At 66.3% G+C, this 19,201-nt stretch carries 16 protein-coding genes; 9 read left to right on the top strand and 7 right to left on the bottom strand.

What is annotated here, in order from left to right; all coding sequences use genetic code 11:
- Positions 1 to 198 precede the first annotated feature (198 nt).
- Together AC1MCA_RS08510 and AC1MCA_RS08505 are read right to left on the bottom strand one after the other, a co-directional pair.
- Positions 199 to 1,068 (bottom strand): ANTAR domain-containing protein, encoded by an 870-nt coding sequence (locus AC1MCA_RS08510; RefSeq protein ID WP_479802669.1) that lies wholly within the window; start codon positions 1,066 to 1,068, stop codon positions 199 to 201.
- Positions 1,065 to 1,262, bottom strand: coding sequence for a hypothetical protein (locus AC1MCA_RS08505; RefSeq protein WP_479802668.1), 198 nt, complete (start codon positions 1,260 to 1,262; stop codon positions 1,065 to 1,067). The genes AC1MCA_RS08510 and AC1MCA_RS08505 overlap by 4 nt, the downstream gene beginning before the upstream one ends.
- Before the next feature lie 353 nt (positions 1,263 to 1,615).
- On the opposite strand from AC1MCA_RS08505, the gene arfA reads away from it, so the two are divergent.
- From arfA to AC1MCA_RS08470, 7 genes are all read left to right on the top strand, one after another.
- A complete protein-coding gene (gene arfA, locus AC1MCA_RS08500) occupies positions 1,616 to 3,142 on the top strand; it encodes an arabinosylfuranosidase ArfA (protein ID WP_479802666.1) in 1,527 nt (508 codons plus the stop codon).
- Positions 3,143 to 3,201: 59 nt separating this feature from the next.
- Positions 3,202 to 3,777 carry an HhH-GPD-type base excision DNA repair protein gene (locus tag AC1MCA_RS08495; protein WP_479802665.1) on the top strand — a complete coding sequence of 192 codons (576 nt, stop codon included), beginning with the start codon at positions 3,202 to 3,204 and terminating at the stop codon, positions 3,775 to 3,777.
- 27 nt (positions 3,778 to 3,804) lie between these two features.
- On the top strand, positions 3,805 to 4,809 hold the full coding sequence (locus AC1MCA_RS08490; RefSeq protein ID WP_479802663.1) for a LacI family DNA-binding transcriptional regulator: 1,005 nt from the start codon (positions 3,805 to 3,807) through the stop codon (positions 4,807 to 4,809).
- 32 nt (positions 4,810 to 4,841) lie between these two features.
- Positions 4,842 to 5,279 (top strand): SRPBCC family protein, encoded by a 438-nt coding sequence (locus AC1MCA_RS08485; RefSeq protein WP_479802661.1) that lies wholly within the window; start codon positions 4,842 to 4,844, stop codon positions 5,277 to 5,279.
- Between the two features lie 545 nt (positions 5,280 to 5,824).
- Complete coding sequence (locus AC1MCA_RS08480) at positions 5,825 to 7,369, top strand: AMP-binding protein (protein ID WP_479802659.1); 1,545 nt, start codon at positions 5,825 to 5,827, stop codon at positions 7,367 to 7,369.
- A gap of 115 nt (positions 7,370 to 7,484) precedes the next feature.
- Positions 7,485 to 8,561: a HoxN/HupN/NixA family nickel/cobalt transporter gene (locus AC1MCA_RS08475; protein ID WP_479802657.1), complete on the top strand. Its 1,077-nt coding sequence runs from the start codon at positions 7,485 to 7,487 to the stop codon at positions 8,559 to 8,561.
- Positions 8,558 to 8,998, top strand: coding sequence for an SRPBCC family protein (locus AC1MCA_RS08470; RefSeq protein WP_479802655.1), 441 nt, complete (start codon positions 8,558 to 8,560; stop codon positions 8,996 to 8,998). Before AC1MCA_RS08475 ends, AC1MCA_RS08470 begins: the two co-directional genes overlap by 4 nt.
- Here AC1MCA_RS08470 and AC1MCA_RS08465 read toward each other — a convergent pair.
- Positions 8,936 to 10,531, bottom strand: coding sequence for a carboxylesterase/lipase family protein (locus AC1MCA_RS08465; RefSeq protein WP_479802653.1), 1,596 nt, complete (start codon positions 10,529 to 10,531; stop codon positions 8,936 to 8,938). The genes AC1MCA_RS08470 and AC1MCA_RS08465 overlap by 63 nt on opposite strands.
- Before the next feature lie 157 nt (positions 10,532 to 10,688).
- Here AC1MCA_RS08465 and AC1MCA_RS08460 point away from each other — a divergent pair, with 157 nt between their 5' ends.
- A complete protein-coding gene (locus AC1MCA_RS08460) occupies positions 10,689 to 10,853 on the top strand; it encodes a hypothetical protein (protein ID WP_479802652.1) in 165 nt (54 codons plus the stop codon).
- An 84-nt stretch (positions 10,854 to 10,937) separates the two neighbouring features.
- On the opposite strand, the gene AC1MCA_RS08455 is transcribed toward AC1MCA_RS08460, so the two are convergent.
- Both AC1MCA_RS08455 and AC1MCA_RS08450 read right to left on the bottom strand, forming a co-directional pair.
- Positions 10,938 to 11,222 (bottom strand): DUF427 domain-containing protein, encoded by a 285-nt coding sequence (locus AC1MCA_RS08455; protein WP_479802650.1) that lies wholly within the window; start codon positions 11,220 to 11,222, stop codon positions 10,938 to 10,940.
- A gap of 48 nt (positions 11,223 to 11,270) precedes the next feature.
- Positions 11,271 to 11,840, bottom strand: a complete 570-nt coding sequence (locus AC1MCA_RS08450; protein WP_479802649.1) for a transferase — start codon at positions 11,838 to 11,840, stop codon at positions 11,271 to 11,273.
- A gap of 315 nt (positions 11,841 to 12,155) precedes the next feature.
- On the opposite strand from AC1MCA_RS08450, the gene malQ reads away from it, so the two are divergent.
- A complete protein-coding gene (gene malQ, locus AC1MCA_RS08445) occupies positions 12,156 to 14,402 on the top strand; it encodes a 4-alpha-glucanotransferase (protein WP_479802647.1) in 2,247 nt (748 codons plus the stop codon).
- A gap of 116 nt (positions 14,403 to 14,518) precedes the next feature.
- Here malQ and AC1MCA_RS08440 read toward each other — a convergent pair whose 3' ends face one another.
- Together AC1MCA_RS08440 and AC1MCA_RS08435 are read right to left on the bottom strand one after the other, a co-directional pair.
- A complete protein-coding gene (locus AC1MCA_RS08440) occupies positions 14,519 to 17,386 on the bottom strand; it encodes an FAD-binding and (Fe-S)-binding domain-containing protein (RefSeq protein ID WP_479802645.1) in 2,868 nt (955 codons plus the stop codon).
- Entirely contained in the window at positions 17,386 to 19,176 is a 1,791-nt protein-coding gene (locus tag AC1MCA_RS08435) for an L-lactate permease (protein WP_479802643.1), read from the bottom strand. Before AC1MCA_RS08435 ends, AC1MCA_RS08440 begins: the two co-directional genes overlap by 1 nt.
- Positions 19,177 to 19,201: the final 25 nt, after the last annotated feature.

The following is a 19,201-nucleotide window of genomic DNA, read 5'->3' as shown; positions in this document are numbered from 1 at the left end:
TTGGATTATAAGCATGCTGTCTATTATCTTTATCTCAGCAGCTTTTCATGTTCCCAAAATGTGGAGCTGAGAAGAAGGGCCCCGCGTAACTTGACTCGTGCCGCGGGGTCCTTCGCTGAAAAGACCAGGGGCAGGCGCCCCTGGTCTTTTTTTGCTTAGGCGTCGAGGCGGGGCCGGGGCGCCCGGGAGCCAGGGGGCCTAGTGCTCGAAATGGGTGCTGGGTGTTCCGCCGGGAAGGTTTTCCAGGATGCCCTCCGCGACCCGGCGCAGCTTGATGTTCCGGTGGCTCGAGGCCTTGGCGATGATGGCGACCGCGTCGTTGTAGGAGCACCTGTTCTGGGCCATGATCACCCCGCACGCGATGTCGATGGACGTGCGGCTTTCCAACGCCGACTTGAGGTCCGAAGCCCTGGTCCTTGCTGATTCCAGTTCCAGGACCAGCCTCAGGCCATGGGCTGCGGCGTCAGCGAAGGTGCGGGCCTCGGTGATCACCGGAAGCGGAAACGCCTGGACTTCCGTGGAGAAGTAGGCGAGAGCTGCCTCGGCGCCTTCATCAAGGCGAAGCCGCAAGGCCAGGACACTGTTGAACCCGGCATCCTGCAAGTGGGAGCGGTACCGTGTCCAGCGGAAGTCGGTGGCTGCGTGGTTCATGGCTACCGTGCCGCTGCCCGCAAGCGCTTCAGTCAGAGGGCCTTCGCGCACCTCCTGCTCCAGCCGCGCCAACCTTGCGGTTTTGATACCGGTGCCGGCCGTGGCAGTGCCACGCTTGATCCGGTTCAGGAACAGACCGCAATCCACGCGGGTTCCTGTGCTCCTGCCCAGTGTGACGGCGGCCATCTGGACCAGGATTTCCAAGGATTCCGCCAGAGTTTCTGCACCTGTGACCAGGTCCGGGATATAGCCGTCAGGGATGGAGCTTTCGGCTCTGGCCTTACTGGTGTTGTCCTGGGCGGGCGCGGGGCCCGGACGTTGGGCGGGGAAGGGAGTGGCACGCTGTGCTGTGTGGGCCGGTCCGGGACGGCGGCCGGCCGACGTATGCGCAGCCGACGGCTGGGAGGAGATCTTCATTTCGGATCCGCTGCTGACCTGCCGGAAGACCCTGCGGGAACGTTCATTGTGGCGGTCAGAGGGCCGGCGACGGCTGGGGGAGAGGCCTTGGTCTCGAAGACCTCCTCGTCGCCGGCCCCGCTCACTTCCCGGACCAATAGGTCCGGGAAAGCATGCTGGTCCGGGAAAGCGCGGCTGGTAAGTGCTGTATTCATTCCTTCTCACAACCCCCTAGTGAGAGATCCAACCCAGTGAGATGTGCGAGTCTTTGCTCTGAGTAGAACGTAGTTCCGCAGCCGTGCCGGGTGAACGCGTAATCGGTACTCGTTTATCAGATTAGGTAGTACTTGGTTTTGGGAGTCGGGTACTCGCGCTTCACGTTGGAAGCGCCGCTGCATCCCCGTCAAACCGCCGTCGAACCGCCGTCGAACCGCCGTCGAACCGCCGCCAAACCGCCATCAAACCGTCCCTGGAACCCCCGGTGCAACCGGAAGCCTTGACTCGAGCAGTCGCATGTCTATGATGGTTTTCTATAACGTTGTAAATTTCGATTTGAACGAGGACCAGGATGACCGCCCAGGACAATGCCACAGCCAAGATCACCATCGACCCGGCCTTCACCGTCGGCCCGGTCCGGCGCAGGACCTTCGGGGCATTCGTCGAACACCTGGGCCGCTGTGTCTACACCGGGATCTTCGAGCCCGGGCACCCCAAGGCTGATGAGGACGGGTTCCGCACGGACGTCCTGGAGCTGACCCGCGAGCTGGGTGTCTCCACGGTCCGGTACCCGGGCGGAAACTTCGTCTCCGGATACCGCTGGGAAGACGGCGTAGGCCCGGTGGACCAGCGCCCGGCGCGGCTGGACCTCGCGTGGCATTCCACCGACCCCAATCTCGTGGGCGTTGACGAGTTCACCAAGTGGTCGGTCAAAGCGGGCGTCGAAACCATGATGGCCGTCAACCTGGGGACGCGGGGCACCCAGGAAGCACTGGACCTGCTGGAGTACTGCAACATCGACGGCGGGACGGCCTTCTCGGACCAGCGAAAGGCCAACGGCGCTGCGGACGGATACGGCATCAGAATGTGGTGCCTGGGCAACGAGATGGACGGGCCGTGGCAGATCGGCCACAAGAATGCCCTCGAATACGGCCGGCTCGCCGCTGACACCGCCCGGGGAATGCGCATGATCGATCCGGACCTGGAGCTGGTGGCCTGCGGCAGCTCGGCGCCCACCATGGACACCTTCGGCGAATGGGAACGGGCTGTCCTGATGGAGACCTACGATCTGGTGGACCTGATTTCCGCGCACCAGTATTTTGAGGACTTCGGCGACCTTCAGGAACACCTCTCGGCAGGGCACCGGATGGAATCCTTCATCAGGGACATCGTGGCCCACATCGACCACGTGAAGTCGGTCAAAAAGTCCAGCAGACAGGTCAACATCTCCTTTGACGAATGGAATGTCTGGCACATGAGCCGTGGCGAGTCGAAGGCGCCCGCCGGCACGGACTGGCCGGTGGCTCCCGTCCTGCTGGAGGACCGTTACACGGTGGCGGACGCCGTCGTCGTCGGGGATCTGCTGATCACGCTGCTGCGCAACACGGACCGCGTGCACTCCGCCAGCCTGGCGCAGCTGGTCAACGTGATTGCCCCCATTATGACCGAGCCGGGCGGCCGCGCCTGGAAGCAGACCACCTTCCACCCCTTCGCCCTGACTTCCCGCCACGCGGCCGGTACGGTGCTGCAACTCGCCGTGGAGTCCCCGCTGCTCAGCGGCGGCAAGACGCCGGACTTCCCGGCACTGTCCGCCGTCGCAACCCTCGACGCCGCGGCAGGCGAGGCAGTGGTGTTCGCCGTCAACCGCTCCGCAACGGATGCACTGGCACTCGATGCCTCGATCATGGGATTGGGCAACGCCCGGATCATCGAGGCGGTCACCTTCGCCAACAAGGACCCGTACTGGCAGGCGACCGCCGACGATTCGACGTCGGTCCTTCCCGCCGCGAACGTCAGTGTGAAGGCCGACGGCGGCCGCCTCACCGGCGAACTCCCGGCGGTGTCCTGGTCGATGATCCGGCTGGCGCTGGAGGCTTAGCGGGCAGAGGGCCGTCATGCCTGTGACGCGGGGAGCCGGATGATGGAAAGATAAGGGCCATGGAACTGCATATCACCGGGGATCCGGCTGCCGACACACTGCTGAGCAACGATGCGTTTGCGCTGCTGACAGGCATGTTGCTGGACCAGCAGGTGACCATGGAATCGGCGTTTGCCGGACCCGAGAAAATCCGGGCCCGCCTCGGTTCGATCGAGCCGGCCGCCGTAGCCGCCCACGATCCCCAGGCCTTCGTCGAGGTGTTCAAGGAACGGCCCGCCGTGCACCGGTTCCCGGGCTCCATGGCCGGCCGGGTCCAGGTGCTTGCCGAGACGGTCCAGCGGGACTGGGAGGGCGACGCCACACTCATCTGGACCAAGGGTGGGCCCGACGGCAAAGAGGTGCTGCGCCGCCTGCAGGCCCTGCCCGGGTTCGGGGAGCAGAAGGCAAAGATTTTCCTCGCCCTCCTGGGCAAGCAGTGCGGCCTCCAGGCTCCGGGCTGGCGTGAAGCCGCCGGCCACTACGGCGAGGCTGACGCGTTCCTGTCCGTGGCCGATATTGTGGATCCGGAGTCGCTCGTCAAGGTGCGTGCCAGCAAGCAGGCTGCAAAGGCGGCCGCAAAGGCGGCCAAGGGCTGACGGCAGGCCCGGAAGGAAGTAGCCGCAATGGCAGTGACCATGAACGACGTCGCGCGGGCAGCGGGCGTTTCATTGAAGACCGTTTCCAACGTCCTCAACGACTATGAGTTCATCCGCCCTGCCACGAAGCAGAAGGTCCACGACGCCATCGCTGAGCTGGGCTACGAAGCCAACCTGACCGCCCGCAGCCTGCGTTCCGGAAAGACCAGGATGCTGGGGCTGGTCCTGTCGGATCTGTCGGCTCCCTACTACGCCGAGCTCGCCTCAAGGCTGATGACCGTGGCATCGTCGCGGGGTTACCGGGTCCTCGTGGAGCAGTCCGGGGCCGAGGCGGGCAACGAACTTGGTGCGCTTCAGGGCCCGCTCCGGCAACTGACCGACGGGCTGCTCTTTACGCCTCTGGCCTTGGACGCCGACGCCGTTGCCTCCCACCGCGGCAGCAAGCCTGTGGTGATGCTCGGGGAGCACATTGTGGACTCCCGGTTCGATCTGGTCACCATGAAAAACGAGCAGGCAGCGCATGCAGTGACGGCCCACCTCCTGGCGGGAGGGCGCCGTCGTATTGCGGTGGTGGGCGCCCAGGCCGGCGAATCGGCCGGCACGGCAGGCCTCCGTCTGAACGGCTACCGCAAAGCGCTGGACGGAGCCGGCATACCGTTCGAGCCGTCCCTGGTGGCACCGTGTGAATGGCGGCGGGACGGCGGCGCTGCCGCCGTCTCAAGCCTGCTGGACGGCGGCACCGCGTTCGACGCCGTGTTCGGCCTGAACGACGCCCTCGCCCTGGGCGCCATGCACGAACTGCTCATCCGCGGGGTGGACGTGCCCGGGGACGTGGCTGTAGCAGGCTTCGACGACATCGACGAGGCAAAGTTCGCATCGCCGTCGCTCACTACGGTCTCGCCTGGCATGGACGAGATCGCCGAGCGTTCCGTGGCCCTTTTGATCGACAGGATCGAGGGGCGGGAGCCGGCGGGGGACGGCGTCCACGTCGAAGCGGGATTTGTCCTGAGGGTCAGGGAATCAGCCCCGTGAAAACCAGCGGTTGCAGGTGAAAGCAGAAACCCGTGGTTGATGTCCAGGCCGAGACCGTGATCAACCGTCCACGGCCGGACGTGGCGGGGTACGCCGCTGACCCCGGCAACGCGCCGGACTGGTACAGCAATATCGCATCCGTCCGGTGGGAAACGGAGCCGCCGCAGAGGGTTGGCTCCCGTGTGGCCTTTGTGGCGCACTTCCTTGGCCGGACGCTCGAATACACCTATCAGTTCACGGAGTTCGTCCCGGGCGCATCACTGACCATGCGGACTGCCCAGGGGCCTTTTCCCATGGAGACCACCTACACGTGGCACGACGCCGGGGAGGGCCGGACGCGGATGGTGCTGCGCAATACAGGCAGTCCGGCAGGGTTTTCCCGCGTGGCCGGTTTGGTGATGGCGCCCATGATGCGCCGGGCAATGCGGAAGGATCTCGCCAGGCTGAAACAGCTGCTGGAAGCACGCTGAGCCCGCAGTTACCCTCAACAGCAAACTGTGGCCAAGGGCGGCGGATACTTGAGCCAGGGACCAACCACCTGCCGGCAGCCGGTGCAGACCAACCAGGAAATCCGCAGCGGGCTGGGCAGCGCTTAGTCGGTTTCCGGGCAGGTGCAGAAGAAACAGTCATCCCCGCCGCTGCAGGAATCACCGATCGTGCTTGTCCCCGGCATGGCGGCCGCTGACTCCCCGGGTAGTTGTTCTGCGTGATTCTGGCCGGAGGTTTTCGGCATGACCCGGGCTTTCTCTGAAAGGGGTGAAGTTCTGGCGGCTGTTTCAGTTCCAGTATGGAAGGGCAATCAGGTAAGCAAAAGCGATGAAAGATGATCTGTATAAATCAGGAAACCCGATGCTTTGGAGAGGTCCTAGGATGGGGAAGATAACGCGTACCTTCCCGTCAACGGCGCCGGGCCAACCGGACGGCTGGCCTCCCGGCTGTCAACGTCTGTAGGAGTCCTCTATGTCTGCACCAGCCCTCAGTGTCGAGGCCGCCCTCAGGATGTACACGGGGGAGGATGCCTGCGCCGCCTGGCTGTTGTGCGACGGGCATCAGCCTGACGCCCGTAGCGTTTACCCTCATCGAAGCGGATCTCTCCAGTACGGACATCACCTACGGCCAGCTGCGGGAGCGTTCCGAGCGCGGGGCTGCTGCCCTTGCCGGACTTGGAGTGGGGCCCGGCGACGCCGTGGCTACGCTGATGGGTAAATCCGCTGACCTGGTGGTGATGCTCCTGGCGATCTGGCGGCGCGGGGCCGTCCACGTTCCCCTGTTCACGGCCTTCGCCTGGCCCGCCATCGAACTGCGCTTGAATGCCTCCGGCGCCAAGGTGGTCATCACCGATGAGGACCAGCGCGGCAAGATCCAGGAAACGGCAGCTGCAGTGGTGGTTGCCGGGGACCATGCCGCCGGGGATGACTTTTCCCTGCACCAGCTGCTGGCCTCGCATGAACCGGGCATCCCGGCCGAAGCTGTGGGTGGTGATGGCACCCTGGTGCTGATCTTCACCTCCGGGACCACCGGGGCGCCCAAGGGCGTGCCCGTACCGCTCCGGGCTCTGGCGGCATTCCGCCAGTACATCGAATGTGGCCTGGATGTACGCGGGGATGACGTGTTTTGGAACGCCGCTGACCCGGGTTGGGCCTACGGGCTGTACTACGGGATCCTCGGACCGCTCGCGGCGGGCCGCCGCAGCCTGCTGCTGCATGCCGGGTTTTCCCCGGAACTCAGCTTCGCCGTCCTGGAACATTTCCAGGTGACCAACTTCGCTGCCGCACCCACTGTGTACCGCACCATGCGTTCCAAACCGGCCGCGGCAAAGAGCATCCGTCTCCGCCGGGCGTCCTCCGCGGGGGAGCCGCTAACGCCCGAGGTGATTTCCTGGGCCGAGGGCACGTTCGGCGTCCCCGTCCGGGACCACTACGGGCAGACCGAGCACGGGATGATGATCATCAACGCCTGGCATGATGACCTCCGCCAGGAACTCCGTCCCGGCTCGATGGGCCACCCCCTGCCGGGCTGGACCTGCGCTGTGCTCAAGGACTCGGCCAACGAACCTGCCGCACCGGGGGAAATGGGACGCGTAGCGGTGGACACGGCCAACAGCCCGATGATGTGGTTCACCGGTTACCGGGACGCGCCGGAGAAAACCGCGGAGCGTTTCAGCGAGGACGGCCGCTGGTACATCACCGGGGATGCGGGAATGGTGGATGAGGACGGCTTTTACTACTTCTCCGCCCGGGACGACGACGTGATCATCATGGCCGGCTACCGGATCGGACCGTTCGACGTCGAAAGCGTCCTGTCCCAGCACCCCGCCGTGCTCGAATCAGCCGTCATCGGAGCGCCGGACGAACTCCGCGGCGAGGTCCTGGAAGCCTACGTGGTCCTCACCGCGGATGCCTCCGGGGGCGAGGCCCTGGTCACCGAACTGCAGACCCTCGTCAAAACCCAATACGCTGCCCACGCCTTTCCCCGGCGCATCCACTTCGTCGACGAACTCCCCAAGACACCGTCCGGCAAGGTCCAGCGCTTCATCCTGCGCCGGCAAACCCGGTCCTGAAACTCCCGCGAAACGTGGGCGGCCTACTCTGGTGACAGTCCGGCGAAGCTACACAAGGGCCACCTTCTGAGACGGTACTGGTGAGGGTGCGTACGCCTGACCCGAGGAGGTACACATGACTGCACTGAGCCACCTTGGCATGCTCTACCGGGACCGGGAGACCCTCCCGCTGCGGACCCGGCTGCTGTTCACCTTCGGCGCCGTTGCCGCGTTGCATGCGGCCGCCGTCGTGCTTCTGCTCAGCGGTACCGCGCCCGGCAGCCAGCCGCTGGCCCTGGGCCTGGTGCTCACCGCCTACCTCGCCGGTGTCAAGCACAGCTACGACTGGGACCACCTGGCCGCCATCGACAACTCCACCCGCACGTTCGTCGCCCAGAGGCAGGATCCCGTCAGCGTGGGGTTCGCGTTCAGCCTGGGGCACAGTTCCGTGGTGATCCTGGCGGGCGTTCTGGTCATTGCCGGCGCCGGGGTGATGGGGGAGCTGGTGAGGGAAGGGTCAGCAGGCAGCCTGGTGCTTGGCCTGATCGGCAGTGGTGTTTCCGGGCTTTTCCTGCTGGCGATGGGGCTGTTCAACGGCTCTGCCTTTGTCCGCACCGCCCGCGTCCTCCGGAGATCACGCTCCGGCGGTGCCATTGCGCCCGGGGATCTTGAAGCACAGGGGTTCCTCGCCAGGCTCCTTGCCAAGCCGCTGGCACGGGTCCGCCGGCCGCGCCACATCTACGTCATCGGCTTCCTGTTTGGATTGGGCTTCGACACCGCCACCACCATCGGCCTGCTGATGATGACGACGGCGGCCTCGCTGGCCGGCGTCTCGCTCCTCGCCTTGATTGCGCTTCCACTCGCCTTCACGGCGGCGATGACACTCTGCGATTCGCTCAACGGCGTGGCCATGATGCGGCTGTACCGTTCGGCTCTGGACGATCCCCGCCGTACGTTGGGTTTCAACGCCGCGGTCACGGGGATCTCCGCCCTCTCGGCCCTGTTCATTGCCGTGATCACCCTCGGTGGCTTCATCAACGCTGCCTTTGGTTGGGGCGATCCGATCAGCAGCTGGCTGGGATCCGTTGACCTCGGCGAGGCCGGGTTGCTGCTCATCGCCATGCTCCTGGCGGTGTGGGCGGGACAGAGGTTGGCATTCCCTGGGCTTGGAGGGGTGTGCAGGAGGCCCAGGGTTCCTACACTGGATGGATGATCAAAGTCGAGGGCTCCATCGAAACAAAACTGTCTCCGGATAAGGCCTTTGCCTTCCTCTCGGAGTTTGAAAACACCAGCGAGTGGGACCCCAGCACCCCGGTCATGGACAAGCTCACTCCCGGGCCTGTCGCGGTGGGGCACCGGTACCACGCCGAGTCGGAGTTCCGTGGCAAGCGCCAGTCGCTGGAGTACGAAGTGATCGAACTGACCGAACGCCACATCAAGCTCCGCGGCGAGAACAAGTCCATTACGGCCTTCGATTCCATAGATGTGGGCCCCTCCGCCCAGGGATCGCTGGTTACCTACTCCGCCGAATTTGACATCAAAGGCCCGGCAAAGATCCTCCAGCCGCTCCTGAGGCCCGCGTTTATGTCACTGCGGGATCCTGCGCTGAACGGCATCCGGGACACCCTGAACTCCCTCGCGGGCCGCTGAGCCCAGCCAGAACTCGCGGAGGGAAGCCCTCGGATCGGCGTCGACCCCCGGCGTCCCGTCAAGAATCATGGTGTGACGTTCCGGAACTGAGTACCGTGGCCATTCCGGCATGCCTGGCGCTTCCGGAGCCCCGGCCCGGGCGAAGGCTGCCCAGGCCCGGCTCATCATTCCGCTCAGATCCTTCGGTGCTGTGCCGCCGGTCAGGAAGCGCGCTTCGCGGTTGCCGGTCTGCCGGAACACAAACGGGATCTCGAGGGCGTGGCAGGCGCCCAGCTTTCCGCCCAACGCCGGGCTCGGCCAGGTGAACAGGTAGCTGAAGGTGGAGCCGGCCGATCCTTGACGGGCGTCCAGCAGCCGGTTGCTGGGCTGGCGGTACTGCACATCGGCCAGGCAGGCCTCCAGCTGCTCCCGCCCGTCTGGATCCTTGCCCAGACCGTCAGCCAAGGCAGCCGCGAAGCCGGGGAGCGCGCCGGCAGGATCCGGAAAATATCCGCCGAGGACCACCTCCACCCGGTCCTCATAACGCGGCGGGTCACTCGGGTAGTCCGGGCGCATTTCAACCGCGAACGAGCCCTCATTGAGGTTGGTGCCCACCAACAGGTCCACCGAAGAATTATGGCCGTTCCGGACCGCGTCCAGCGGCGGTTCCGGCAGTGCCGGAGTCCCCACCGTGGGCTGGAACGGCAAGGGAACGCCGAAGCTGTGCGGCGCGGCGGCATCTATGAGTGCTTTCTGGGCCGCCAGGAGACGGGCAGCCGGCAAGGTGAACAGTTCGGCCGCACGCGCCTCGTCCAGCCCGCACAGCCGGAGGAAGTCCCGGGTCAATTCGGCGGACCCGGCGGGAGTCCTGAACCGCTCGGCCGTGCCGCTCTGCATGATCGCGCGGCGGAACAGCCCGTCCGACGCCGGCATGCCCAGCAGGGTTCCAATAGCCGCCGCCCCGGCGGACTCGCCGAAGACAGTGACGTTGGCCGGGTCCCCGCCGAACGCGGCGATGTTCCGGGCAACCCAGCGCAATGCCGCCAACTGGTCGAGGAGCCCGGCGTTGGAGGAGTCTTCGTACCCGGGACCCAGCAGCTGAGGCAAGTGCAAAAATCCAAAGGCCCCCAGCCGGTAGTTGATGGCCACCACCACAACGTCCGTCTCCACAGCCAGCGGCCCGCCGTCGTGCATGCTGCCGTTGTTCGAGCCGGTGACGTAGGCGCCGCCGTGAATCCACACCATTACCGGCCGCCCTGCGCCATCCGGGGCCGGGGTCCAGATATTGAGGTTCAGGCAGGCAGCCTCGTCCCACAGGGTGGCAAAACCGGCCGACGGCGGCGTGAAGTCGTCCGGATTCTGCGGCGCCATGGCGCCCGGTGCGGTGCAGTCGCGGACACCTTCCCAGGGACGCACGGGAACCGGCGGCAGGAAACGGCGTTGGCCGGCAGGTGATTCCGCGTACGGGACCCCCGTGAAGCTGTGCACGGGAAGGCCGTCAAGGATCCGGCGGGTGCCGCGGACGCTGCCCAGCGGTGTGGAAACGAGGCTCATAAGAGATCAGCCTAGTCAGTGGTGCAGGCCAAGCGGGGCCCAGGGTGCCGTTCGGACCCGCGCTGGTCCGGATCGGCTCCCATTCGGCTCCCATAGGAGTGTCATCGCCCCGCTCCCGTCCGGTTCGAATATGCTCTCTGGCGTGGAAACTGCGGAAATGGAATCCAGTGGCCTGGCGGCCGACATACCGGTGCTGGAAGGTCAGTCCACCATCGAGGACCTGCTGCCTGGCCTCCCCGGCATCCGGGCAGCCTGGGCACTGCCCATCGCCGCTGATTCTGTCCCCGAGGGGGACGAGGGAAACCAGCCCGCCCTCTTCTGAGGACGCTGACACCCTGCTGACACCCTGCTGACGGCCTGCTGCCCGAAGTCCTGCCGCGGACATCCTGCTGCTGAACCGCGGCGCCTATTCTTCGATGGTCACACCCCGCCAGAAGGCAATGCGGTCCTTGATGGACGACGCCGGTTTCTTCGGGTCGGGGTAGAACCAGGCGGCGTCGTTGTTCATCTGACCGCCGACGTCCAGCGTGTGGTAGCTCGCCTGGCCCTTCCAGGAGCAGACAGTGGTTTTGTTGCTGTCCTTGAGGAAGGTGGCGTTGACGGCGTCACGCGGAAAATAATGGTTGCCCTCAACCACCACCGTGTCCTCGGATTCGGCAATGACTTGTCCGTTCCAGATTGCCCTGACCATGGAGTGATCCCTTTCGTAAAATTCCCCCCTGCCGGTCGGCAGGGGGAGCTATGCGGCCATCCGGCCCTTGGACTTACGTGCCGGGCGCTGCTCTGCGGGCGGCTTCACCGCGGGCGTCCGCGGAGCCGCTTTCCCAGCCTGCGTCCGCACCACCGGCGTCTTCGCAGAAGGCGCCCGCGCGGCCGGCGTCTTCCCGGCCTGCGTCCGCGCAGCCGGGACCCGCACTGCCCGGCGCGATCCCGCCAGGACCTCGCCGCCGTCGGGCACTGTGCTGTCCGCATGAAGATGGATCCCATGCTCCACCAGAACGCCGGAACCGATCCGCGAGTGGCTCCCGATGTGTGCCCGGCTGCCGATAACAGTGCCGCGGCCGATCCTTACGCCATCGCCGATCACTGTCCGGTCACCGATCTTCGCTTCCCGGTCGATCCAGCTACCGTGTCCTACCCGGCAGCCGGAACCGATGGAGGCGCCATGCTCCACGTACGTCATCTGGCCGATGCGGGCACTCTCGGCAACAGTCGCTCCCGGTGCGACGAATCCGCCGCCGTTGGCATGGCGGGCGTACCGGGTGACCTTTCCGGTGTCGTCCTCAACTGATACAAACTTCGCGTTCATTCCATTCCTTGATCGAAGCGCAACGGTTTTGCTCGCATCTGGGTTAACGCCCTGCAACCCAATCGGATTCCCGCAGGGCAGCGTCCGGTTACCCAGACGAACCCGTGACAGTTGTTCGTAGCCGGGACCCGGCTGGATGGCCCGTCATTCAAGGTGAGGTTGGGCAAGCCCTTTTCGTGGGCTTCCGCTGCCCTGCAATAATCGGAACCAGCGGTTTGCCGGGGCTTGTAACCCCGGAGTTGACTACCAGCAAGACGCAGGCAAACAGGCAGCATCGTAAGTTCAGGCCCATCCCACCAGACGAGGCGGACATCCATGAAGGCTCCAGACCAGTTCACCCAACTCGCCGGCACGCCAGGTTCGCCCGGACCGGCCGACGCGGCAGGTCATGAACCGGTGGACCACCATCTGCTGCAGCGGCTCGCCGACGCACACGGGGTAGGCACCTCCTTCCAGGGGTGGGACGGGCTGCCGCACAGCGTCGCGCCGGACACCCTGATCAAGGTCCTGGCCTCGCTCGGCGTCCAGGCCGGGACCGACGCGCACATTGCAGCGGCGCTGGCGGAATCGGAGCTGGCGCCCTGGCGCCGGATGTTGCCGCCCGCCGTCGTGGTCCAACAAGGTGAAACTGCACTGGTCCCCGTCCACGTCCCGGACGGTGCCACAGCACAGCTGAACATCGTGCTGGAAGACGGTGCGGGGGTGGTGGAGGCCGCCCAACAGGACATCTGGGTCCAGCCGCAGGACGTTGACGGCGTCCCCACCGGCCGTGCCACGTTCGCGCTCCCACCCGACCTGCCGCTCGGCTGGCATACCCTGCACGCAGAGTCCGACGGCGTCACGGCCGAGGGTGCGCTGGTGGTGGTTCCGCAGCGGCTCACCGCTGCCGGGCCGCTGCTTGAGCGGCGCGGCTGGGGGCTGGCCACCCAGCTGTATTCGGTGCGGTCCAAGCGTTCGTGGGGCGTGGGAGATTTCGCTGACCTCGCGGACCTGGCCACGTTGAGCGGCGAGCGGGGCGCCGATTACGTCCTGGTCAACCCGTTGCACGCCGCTGAACCGGTTCCGCCGGTCCAGCCCTCGCCCTACTCCCCGTCCACGCGGCGCTTCTTCAATCCGATCTACATCCGGGTGGAAGCCATCCCGGAACTGGCCTACCTCAAACCACGGAGGCGTGCCGCCGTGGACCGGCTGCAGGAACAGGTCCACAGCCTGAACAAGGACGGGGACCGCCTGGACAGGAACGCCGTCTATGCGGCCAAACTTCAGGCGTTGGAGTTGCTGTACCACGCGCGGCGCTCGCCGGCACGGCAGGCGGCCTTCGACGGGTTCTGCAGGATGTCCGGGTCCGGCCTGGACGACTTTGCCCTCTGGTCCGCCATCCGTGAGGACGTGGCGCCCGGAGATCCGTTGTGGACTGACCCGGATTGTGCGCTGGGCTCACCCGAGGCTGAGTCCTTGCGGGCAAAGCTCGCGGACCGGATCGGCTTCCACCGCTGGCTGCAGTGGATCTGCGACGAGCAGCTGGAAAGCGCGCAGCTGGCGGCCCGCCGGGCCGGAATGCGACTGGGAGTAGTGCACGATCTGGCCGTCGGCGTGGACCTCAGCAGCGCCGACGCCTGGACCCTCCGCGGCGTCCTCGCGCCCGGCGTCAGTGTGGGCGCACCGCCGGACATGTACAACCAGCTCGGCCAGGACTGGAGCCAGCCGCCGTGGCATCCGGGCCGGCTGGCAGAGGCCGGCTACGCTCCGTTCCGCAACATGCTCTCCACTGTCCTTCGCCACGCCGGCGGCATCCGCGTGGACCACGTCCTGGGCCTCTTCCGGTTGTGGTGGGTCCCGGCCGGAAACTCCCCGCGGGAAGGCGCCTATGTGCGGTACGACCACGAGGCGCTGATCGGGATCCTGGCGCTTGAGGCGCAGCGCGCCGGCGCCGTGGTGATCGGCGAGGACCTCGGTACCTTCGAGCCGTGGGTGCGTGATTACCTTGCCGCCCGCGGCATCCTGGGGACCTCGATTCTTTGGTTCGAGAACGACGGCGACTCGCCACTGCCGCCCGAACAGTACCGGACCCAGGCCCTCGCCAGCGTGAACACCCACGACCTGCCGCCTACGGCGGGCTACCTGGCGGGTGACCATGTGGGCTTGCGCAGCCGGTTGGGCCTGCTGGAGCGGTCGGAGGCTGAAGAGCGGGTTGAGCACGTGGCCACCCTGGAAAAGATGATGGGGCTGCTCCGCGAACGGGGGCTGCTGCCGGAGGGCGTGGACCACAGCGCAGCTCCGGGCGCTGGTCCGTCAGCTGTTCCGTCAGGGACCGAGGAGCGCACCATCGAGGCGCTCCACCGCCTGCTGGCCCAGTCGCCGTCGGTCCTGCTCGGCGTCGCCCTGGTTGACGCCGTGGGGGAGCGGCGCGTGCAGAACCAGCCGGGAACCACCGAGGCGCTGTATCCGAACTGGCAGGTCCCGCTGGGCGATCCGGACGGCCGGGCCGTCCTCATCGATGACCTCCCCACCAACGCCCGGTTCAACTCGCTGCTGGCCGCGGTGGAGGATGCGCTGCGCTGACACACTCATGACGCCCCCGTGCTGGGCGCCGATCCGCTCGCGTGACGGGACTGCGCGGATCAGCGCCGGGTACTGACACTGCGCTGATCAGCGCCGGGGTGCTGATACTGCCCAGATCAGCGGGTGACCTCCTCCAACAGTTCGAGCACATGGCGGTATGGGGAACCCGTTGCCCGCGTCATGCCCAGTTCGCAGGTCCGGTTGCAGGAGGCGTGGGCCGTGGCCCCCATCTCCGCCACCTCCGCGGCCTGCTTCGCCGTGGCCGAGGCCGTCAGTTCCGGGTGCAGCATGCCCCTGTCACCGGCAAAGGCGCAGCAGCCCCAGTTTTCCGGGACCTCGACCCGCTCAGCCACTGCGCCGGCCACGGCACCGAGTGCATCATTGATGCCCATCCGGGTGGAGGAACAGGTGGGATGCAGGGCCAGCGACTCCAGCTTCCCGTGATCAGGAAGCCCGGGAAGGATCCGTTCCGCAACAAAGTCGACGGCGTCAACCATCCGCAGGGCTCGCTGACCTGGTTTGGGTGTGTCCGACTCCACCGCCTGCCGCAGCCCCTCTGTGCACGAGGATGCATCGCAGACGATGGGCAGCTCTCCGTCCCGGGTTGCTTCGCGCAGGGCGGCGAGGGTCTTCTCCCGCATCGTCGCCTGCCCGGCAGCCATGCCTTTGGAGGACCAGGGGGTGCCGCAGCACAAGCCGTCGATGCCTTCAGGGACGAGGAGCGTGAGCCCGGCCCGGGCGCAGAGCTGTTCGAAGCTGTACTGAACCCCGGGTCCTTGGCTTCCCGTTCCTTCGGCGCCCTGTCCCTCAGCGCCCTGTCGCTCAGCGTTACCTGCTCCCGCGGGGCCGAACATGGTGCCCACGCAGGCGGGGAAGTAGACGGCGTCAACCGTTCCCGCCGGCGTCGGACGCTTCCGGACTGAACCGCCGCCCGGCAGCTCGGCCGAGTACAGCGGAACGGTGTCTTTGCCCAGCACAGCCCGCGCGGCCTTGTTGGGCGGAGCGATAACGGCTGCCGGGAGCTTGTTGACCACCGTCAATGCCAGTGAAGCACCCCGGGTTACGCCCTCCCAGTGCTTGGCGGCGGCGTTCCAGACGCCGTTGGCGAGCGGGCCGGCGTCGTCCTTCCGCAGGCGTTTCACCAGCGATCCGGTGTTGATGTCTACGGGGCAGGCGGTCTGGCACATTCCGTCCACGGCACAGGTGTCCACGGATTCGTAGTCGTAGTCCTTTTCCAGTTCCTTGACCAGCGCCAGATCACCGGCCAGCCGGGCGGACTCGATGGCGCGTAACGTGACAATCCGCTGCCGCGGCGTGAGCGTGATGTCCTTGCTGGGGCACACCGGCTCGCAATAGCCGCAGGAGACGCAGCGGTCCACTTCCTCAGCCACCGGAGGGGCGGTCTTGATGTGCCGCAGATGGGCCAGGGGGTCCTCGTCCATCAGGACGCCCGGGTTGAGCATCGCGGCGGGGTCGAAGAGGCGCTTGATGCTGCGCATGACCTCGTAAAGTTCGTCGCCATACTGACGGCGGACATAGGGGGCCATCACGCGCCCTGTCCCATGCTCGGCCTTCAGGGAACCGCCCTCGGCCAGGACCAGGTCCACCATGTCTTCGGTGAAGGCGCTGTAGCGGTCCAGTTCCCCCGCTGTGGCGAAGCCGTCGGTGAGCATGAAATGGACGTTGCCGTCCTTGGCGTGGCCAAAGATCACACTGTTGCTGTAGCTGTACTTGTCGAAGAGCCGGATCAGTTCCCGGCATGTGCGGCCCAGCACCGGGACCGGAACAACGATGTCTTCCAGCAGCGCGGTGGTGCCCTGCGGCCGCGCCCCGGCCACTGAGGCGTAGAGGCCTTTGCGCAGCTGCCAGAGCTGGCCGCGTTCCCGGGCATCACCGGTAAACTGCGCCGGCGACGTGAGCCCAAGCCCGGGAAGGACGCCTTCGCCGTGCCGTTGGAGTTCGGCGAGCTCGCCGGCGCTTGCGGCGGAATACTCCACCAGCAGGGCGGCATGGTCCCGCACCGCAAGGTCCTGCACGACGGCGGGGGTGCCCTTGAGTGTCTGGCCCACCTTCAGCGACAGGGCATCCATCAGCTCGATGGTTGCCGCGCCCGTGCCGACGAGGGTGGGCAGGGCCGCATTGGCGGACTCGAGGTCCGGGAACACGAGCAGACCCGCCGCCGCATGCTGGAGCCGGGGAATGGTGCGGAAGACTGCTTCGGCCACGAAGCCGAGGGTGCCTTCGCTGCCGATGATGAGGTGGGCCATGATGTCCACCGGGTTGTTGAAATCCAGCAGGGAGTTCAGTCCGTAGCCCATGGTGTTCTTCATGGAGAACTGCTGCCTGATCGTGGCGACCGAGGCCGGGTTTTTCCGGACACGTTCGGCCAGCCTGGCCAGGCCTTCGTAGAGGTCCGGTTCGAGCGCGCGGAGCTTCTGGCCGGCGTCCGGCGCGCCGGTATCGATCACGGTGCCGGAGGGCAGCACTACAGTCAACGACTCCAGGGTGCGGTAGGTGTTGTCCACGGTGCCGCAGTTCATGCCGGAAGAGTTGTTGGCCACCACGCCGCCGATCGTGCACGCCGCCTCACTTGCCGGGTCAGGGCCGAACTTCCGCCCGTAGCGGGCAAGTCTTGCATTGAGCGCACGCACCGTGACGCCGGGCTGGACGCGGACCCGCGCGCCGTCGTCGAGCACTTCGATGTCCCTGAAGTTGCGGCGGACGTCCACCAGCACGCCGTCGGTGACCGACTGGCCGCTCAGGCTGGTTCCGCCGGAGCGGAATGTCAGCGGCACGCCCTGGGCGGCACTGGCCCGCAGCAGCCCGCCCACTTCGGCAGCACTGTCCGCGGTCACCACGGCCTGGGGGATCAGGAGGAAGTGCGAGGCGTCATGGGCGTTCGCGTGCAGGTCAATGGCGCGGGTCTTCACCTGCGCGGGATCGTGCACCGCTTCGCGGAGGGCCGCCAGGTCCAGGGAAGCCATCAGGGAACCATCCAGCCGAGGACCGGGGTGGACTGCAGGAAGATCAGCACGGTGATGAGGGCCAGCAGGCCCAGGCTCCAGCCAAGCAGCTTCCGGAACAGGGTTCCCTCGGCCCCGTCGAGGCCTACCGCCGCCGAGGCCACGGCAAGGTTCTGCAGCGACAGCATCTTCCCCATGACACCGGCCGAGGAGTTTGAAGCGGCCATCAGGACCGGCGACAGGCCGGTCTGCTCTGCCGCAGTTGCCTGCATCTGGCCGAACAGTGAGTTCGAGGAGGTATCGGAGCCGGTGAGGGCCACGCCGATCCATCCGATCAGCGGTGAGAGGAGGGCGAAGAAACCGCCGGCGGAAGCCAGTGCGAAGCCCAGAGTGGTGGTCTGGCCGGAAAGGTTCATCACGAAGGACAGGCCCAGGACGGCGGTGACAGTGACGATGGTCCAGCGCAGTTGGACGATCGTTTCCCAGTAGATGCGCAGGCCCGTTGAAGCCCTGACCTTGTACAGCACCATGGTGAGGATTCCGGAGATCAACAGGAGGGTACCGGTCGCCTTGAAGTGGTCGAGCTTGAATTTGGTGGCCGCGACAGGCTTGCCGGCCGAGTCGGTGATGTCCAGCCCTGGCCAGGCAAAGGTCACGCTGCCGACCTGGCTCAGCCAGGCCTTGACGAACGGAATCTGGGCCACAGAGAACACGGCGATGATGACCAGGTAGGGGGCGATCGCCATCCAGATCTGGCGGGGTTCGGGCCTCGTGTTGTCGGTCGGCACGGACGCGCCGCCGGTGGCAGGGACTGCCGACGATGAGCCAATCTGCCCGGCCCTGTTGGATGGACCCGCAGCGGACGGACCCGCAAGTGACGCGCCCGCACCTGACGGGCCGGCGGTGGAACCGCTGCGGCGGGAGCCGGTGGCGGCGGCGACGGCGGCGTGGGCAGGCTCTGAGGAGCCCTCCACGGAGCCTTCCATTCCCACTGTTTCCGTGGGCTGCCAGACCTTCAGCATCAGGAGCACGGCAGCCACGGTTACCACTGCGGCGACCACATCGGTCAGTTCCACAGCGAAGTAGTTGGAGGTAATGAACTGGGCCAGGCCGAATGCGGCGCCCGCAACGAGGGCCACCGGCCAGGTCTGCTTCACGCCGCGCCGGCCGTCAACGATGAACACCAGCAGCAGCGGAACGATCAGGGCAATGAAGGGCGTCTGGCGCCCTGCCATCGAGGACAGTTCATTCAGCGGCAGGCCAGTCACACCGTTCAGGGCGATGATTGGTGCTGCCATGGCGCCGAAGGCCACGGGAGCGGTGTTGGCCAGCAGCGAAACAATGGCGGATTTCAGTGGTTTCATGCCTGCCGCCATGAGCATGGCCGCTGAAATCGCGACGGGGGCGCCGAAGCCGGCCAGGGATTCCAGCAGGGCGCCGAAGCAGAAGGCGATCAGGATGGCCAGGATCCGAAGGTCGTTTGAGATGGAACGGATGGTGCGTCCCAGCACTTCGAACCAAGGGGTGGCCACGGTGAGCCGGTAGATCCACAATGCGTTGACCAGAATCCACAGGATGGGGAACAGGCCGTAGAAAATGCCGGCGGCAGTGGCGCTCAAGGCCTGGTTCACCGGCATCTGCCAGCCGACGACGGCGAGCACAAGCGAGAGGGCCAGGCTGGCCAAGGCAGCTTTGGGTGCGCGGACCTTGAAGACGCCCAGTAGGACGAAGAGCAGGACGAGGGGAAGCGCAGCGCAGAGCGCAGAAAGCACAAGGGACCCGGCGATGGGGTCGAGTATCTGCTGAAACATGGGTCTCCAGATTTGTGGTTGGCGT

It is taken from the genome of Arthrobacter sp. BK1 (genome assembly GCF_056680055.1).
This window is presented reverse-complemented; position numbering and strand designations above follow the sequence as displayed.

Excerpts from the sequence above, each read along its gene's own strand:
- AC1MCA_RS08510 (WP_479802669.1), bottom strand. The coding sequence starts at position 1,068 with ATGAAGATCTCCTCCCAGCCGTCGGCTGCGCATACGTCGGCCGGCCGC.
- AC1MCA_RS08505 (WP_479802668.1), bottom strand. The coding sequence starts at position 1,262 with ATGAATACAGCACTTACCAGCCGCGCTTTCCCGGACCAGCATGCTTTC.
- arfA (WP_479802666.1), top strand. The coding sequence starts at position 1,616 with ATGACCGCCCAGGACAATGCCACAGCCAAGATCACCATCGACCCGGCC.
- AC1MCA_RS08495 (WP_479802665.1), top strand. The coding sequence starts at position 3,202 with ATGGAACTGCATATCACCGGGGATCCGGCTGCCGACACACTGCTGAGC.
- AC1MCA_RS08490 (WP_479802663.1), top strand. The coding sequence starts at position 3,805 with ATGGCAGTGACCATGAACGACGTCGCGCGGGCAGCGGGCGTTTCATTG.
- AC1MCA_RS08480 (WP_479802659.1), top strand. The coding sequence starts at position 5,825 with ATGCCTGCGCCGCCTGGCTGTTGTGCGACGGGCATCAGCCTGACGCCC.
- AC1MCA_RS08475 (WP_479802657.1), top strand. The coding sequence starts at position 7,485 with ATGACTGCACTGAGCCACCTTGGCATGCTCTACCGGGACCGGGAGACC.
- AC1MCA_RS08470 (WP_479802655.1), top strand. The coding sequence starts at position 8,558 with ATGATCAAAGTCGAGGGCTCCATCGAAACAAAACTGTCTCCGGATAAG.
- AC1MCA_RS08465 (WP_479802653.1), bottom strand. The coding sequence starts at position 10,531 with ATGAGCCTCGTTTCCACACCGCTGGGCAGCGTCCGCGGCACCCGCCGG.
- AC1MCA_RS08460 (WP_479802652.1), top strand. The coding sequence starts at position 10,689 with ATGGAATCCAGTGGCCTGGCGGCCGACATACCGGTGCTGGAAGGTCAG.
- AC1MCA_RS08455 (WP_479802650.1), bottom strand. The coding sequence starts at position 11,222 with ATGGTCAGGGCAATCTGGAACGGACAAGTCATTGCCGAATCCGAGGAC.
- AC1MCA_RS08450 (WP_479802649.1), bottom strand. The coding sequence starts at position 11,840 with ATGAACGCGAAGTTTGTATCAGTTGAGGACGACACCGGAAAGGTCACC.
- malQ (WP_479802647.1), top strand. The coding sequence starts at position 12,156 with ATGAAGGCTCCAGACCAGTTCACCCAACTCGCCGGCACGCCAGGTTCG.
- AC1MCA_RS08440 (WP_479802645.1), bottom strand. The coding sequence starts at position 17,386 with ATGGCTTCCCTGGACCTGGCGGCCCTCCGCGAAGCGGTGCACGATCCC.
- AC1MCA_RS08435 (WP_479802643.1), bottom strand. The coding sequence starts at position 19,176 with ATGTTTCAGCAGATACTCGACCCCATCGCCGGGTCCCTTGTGCTTTCT.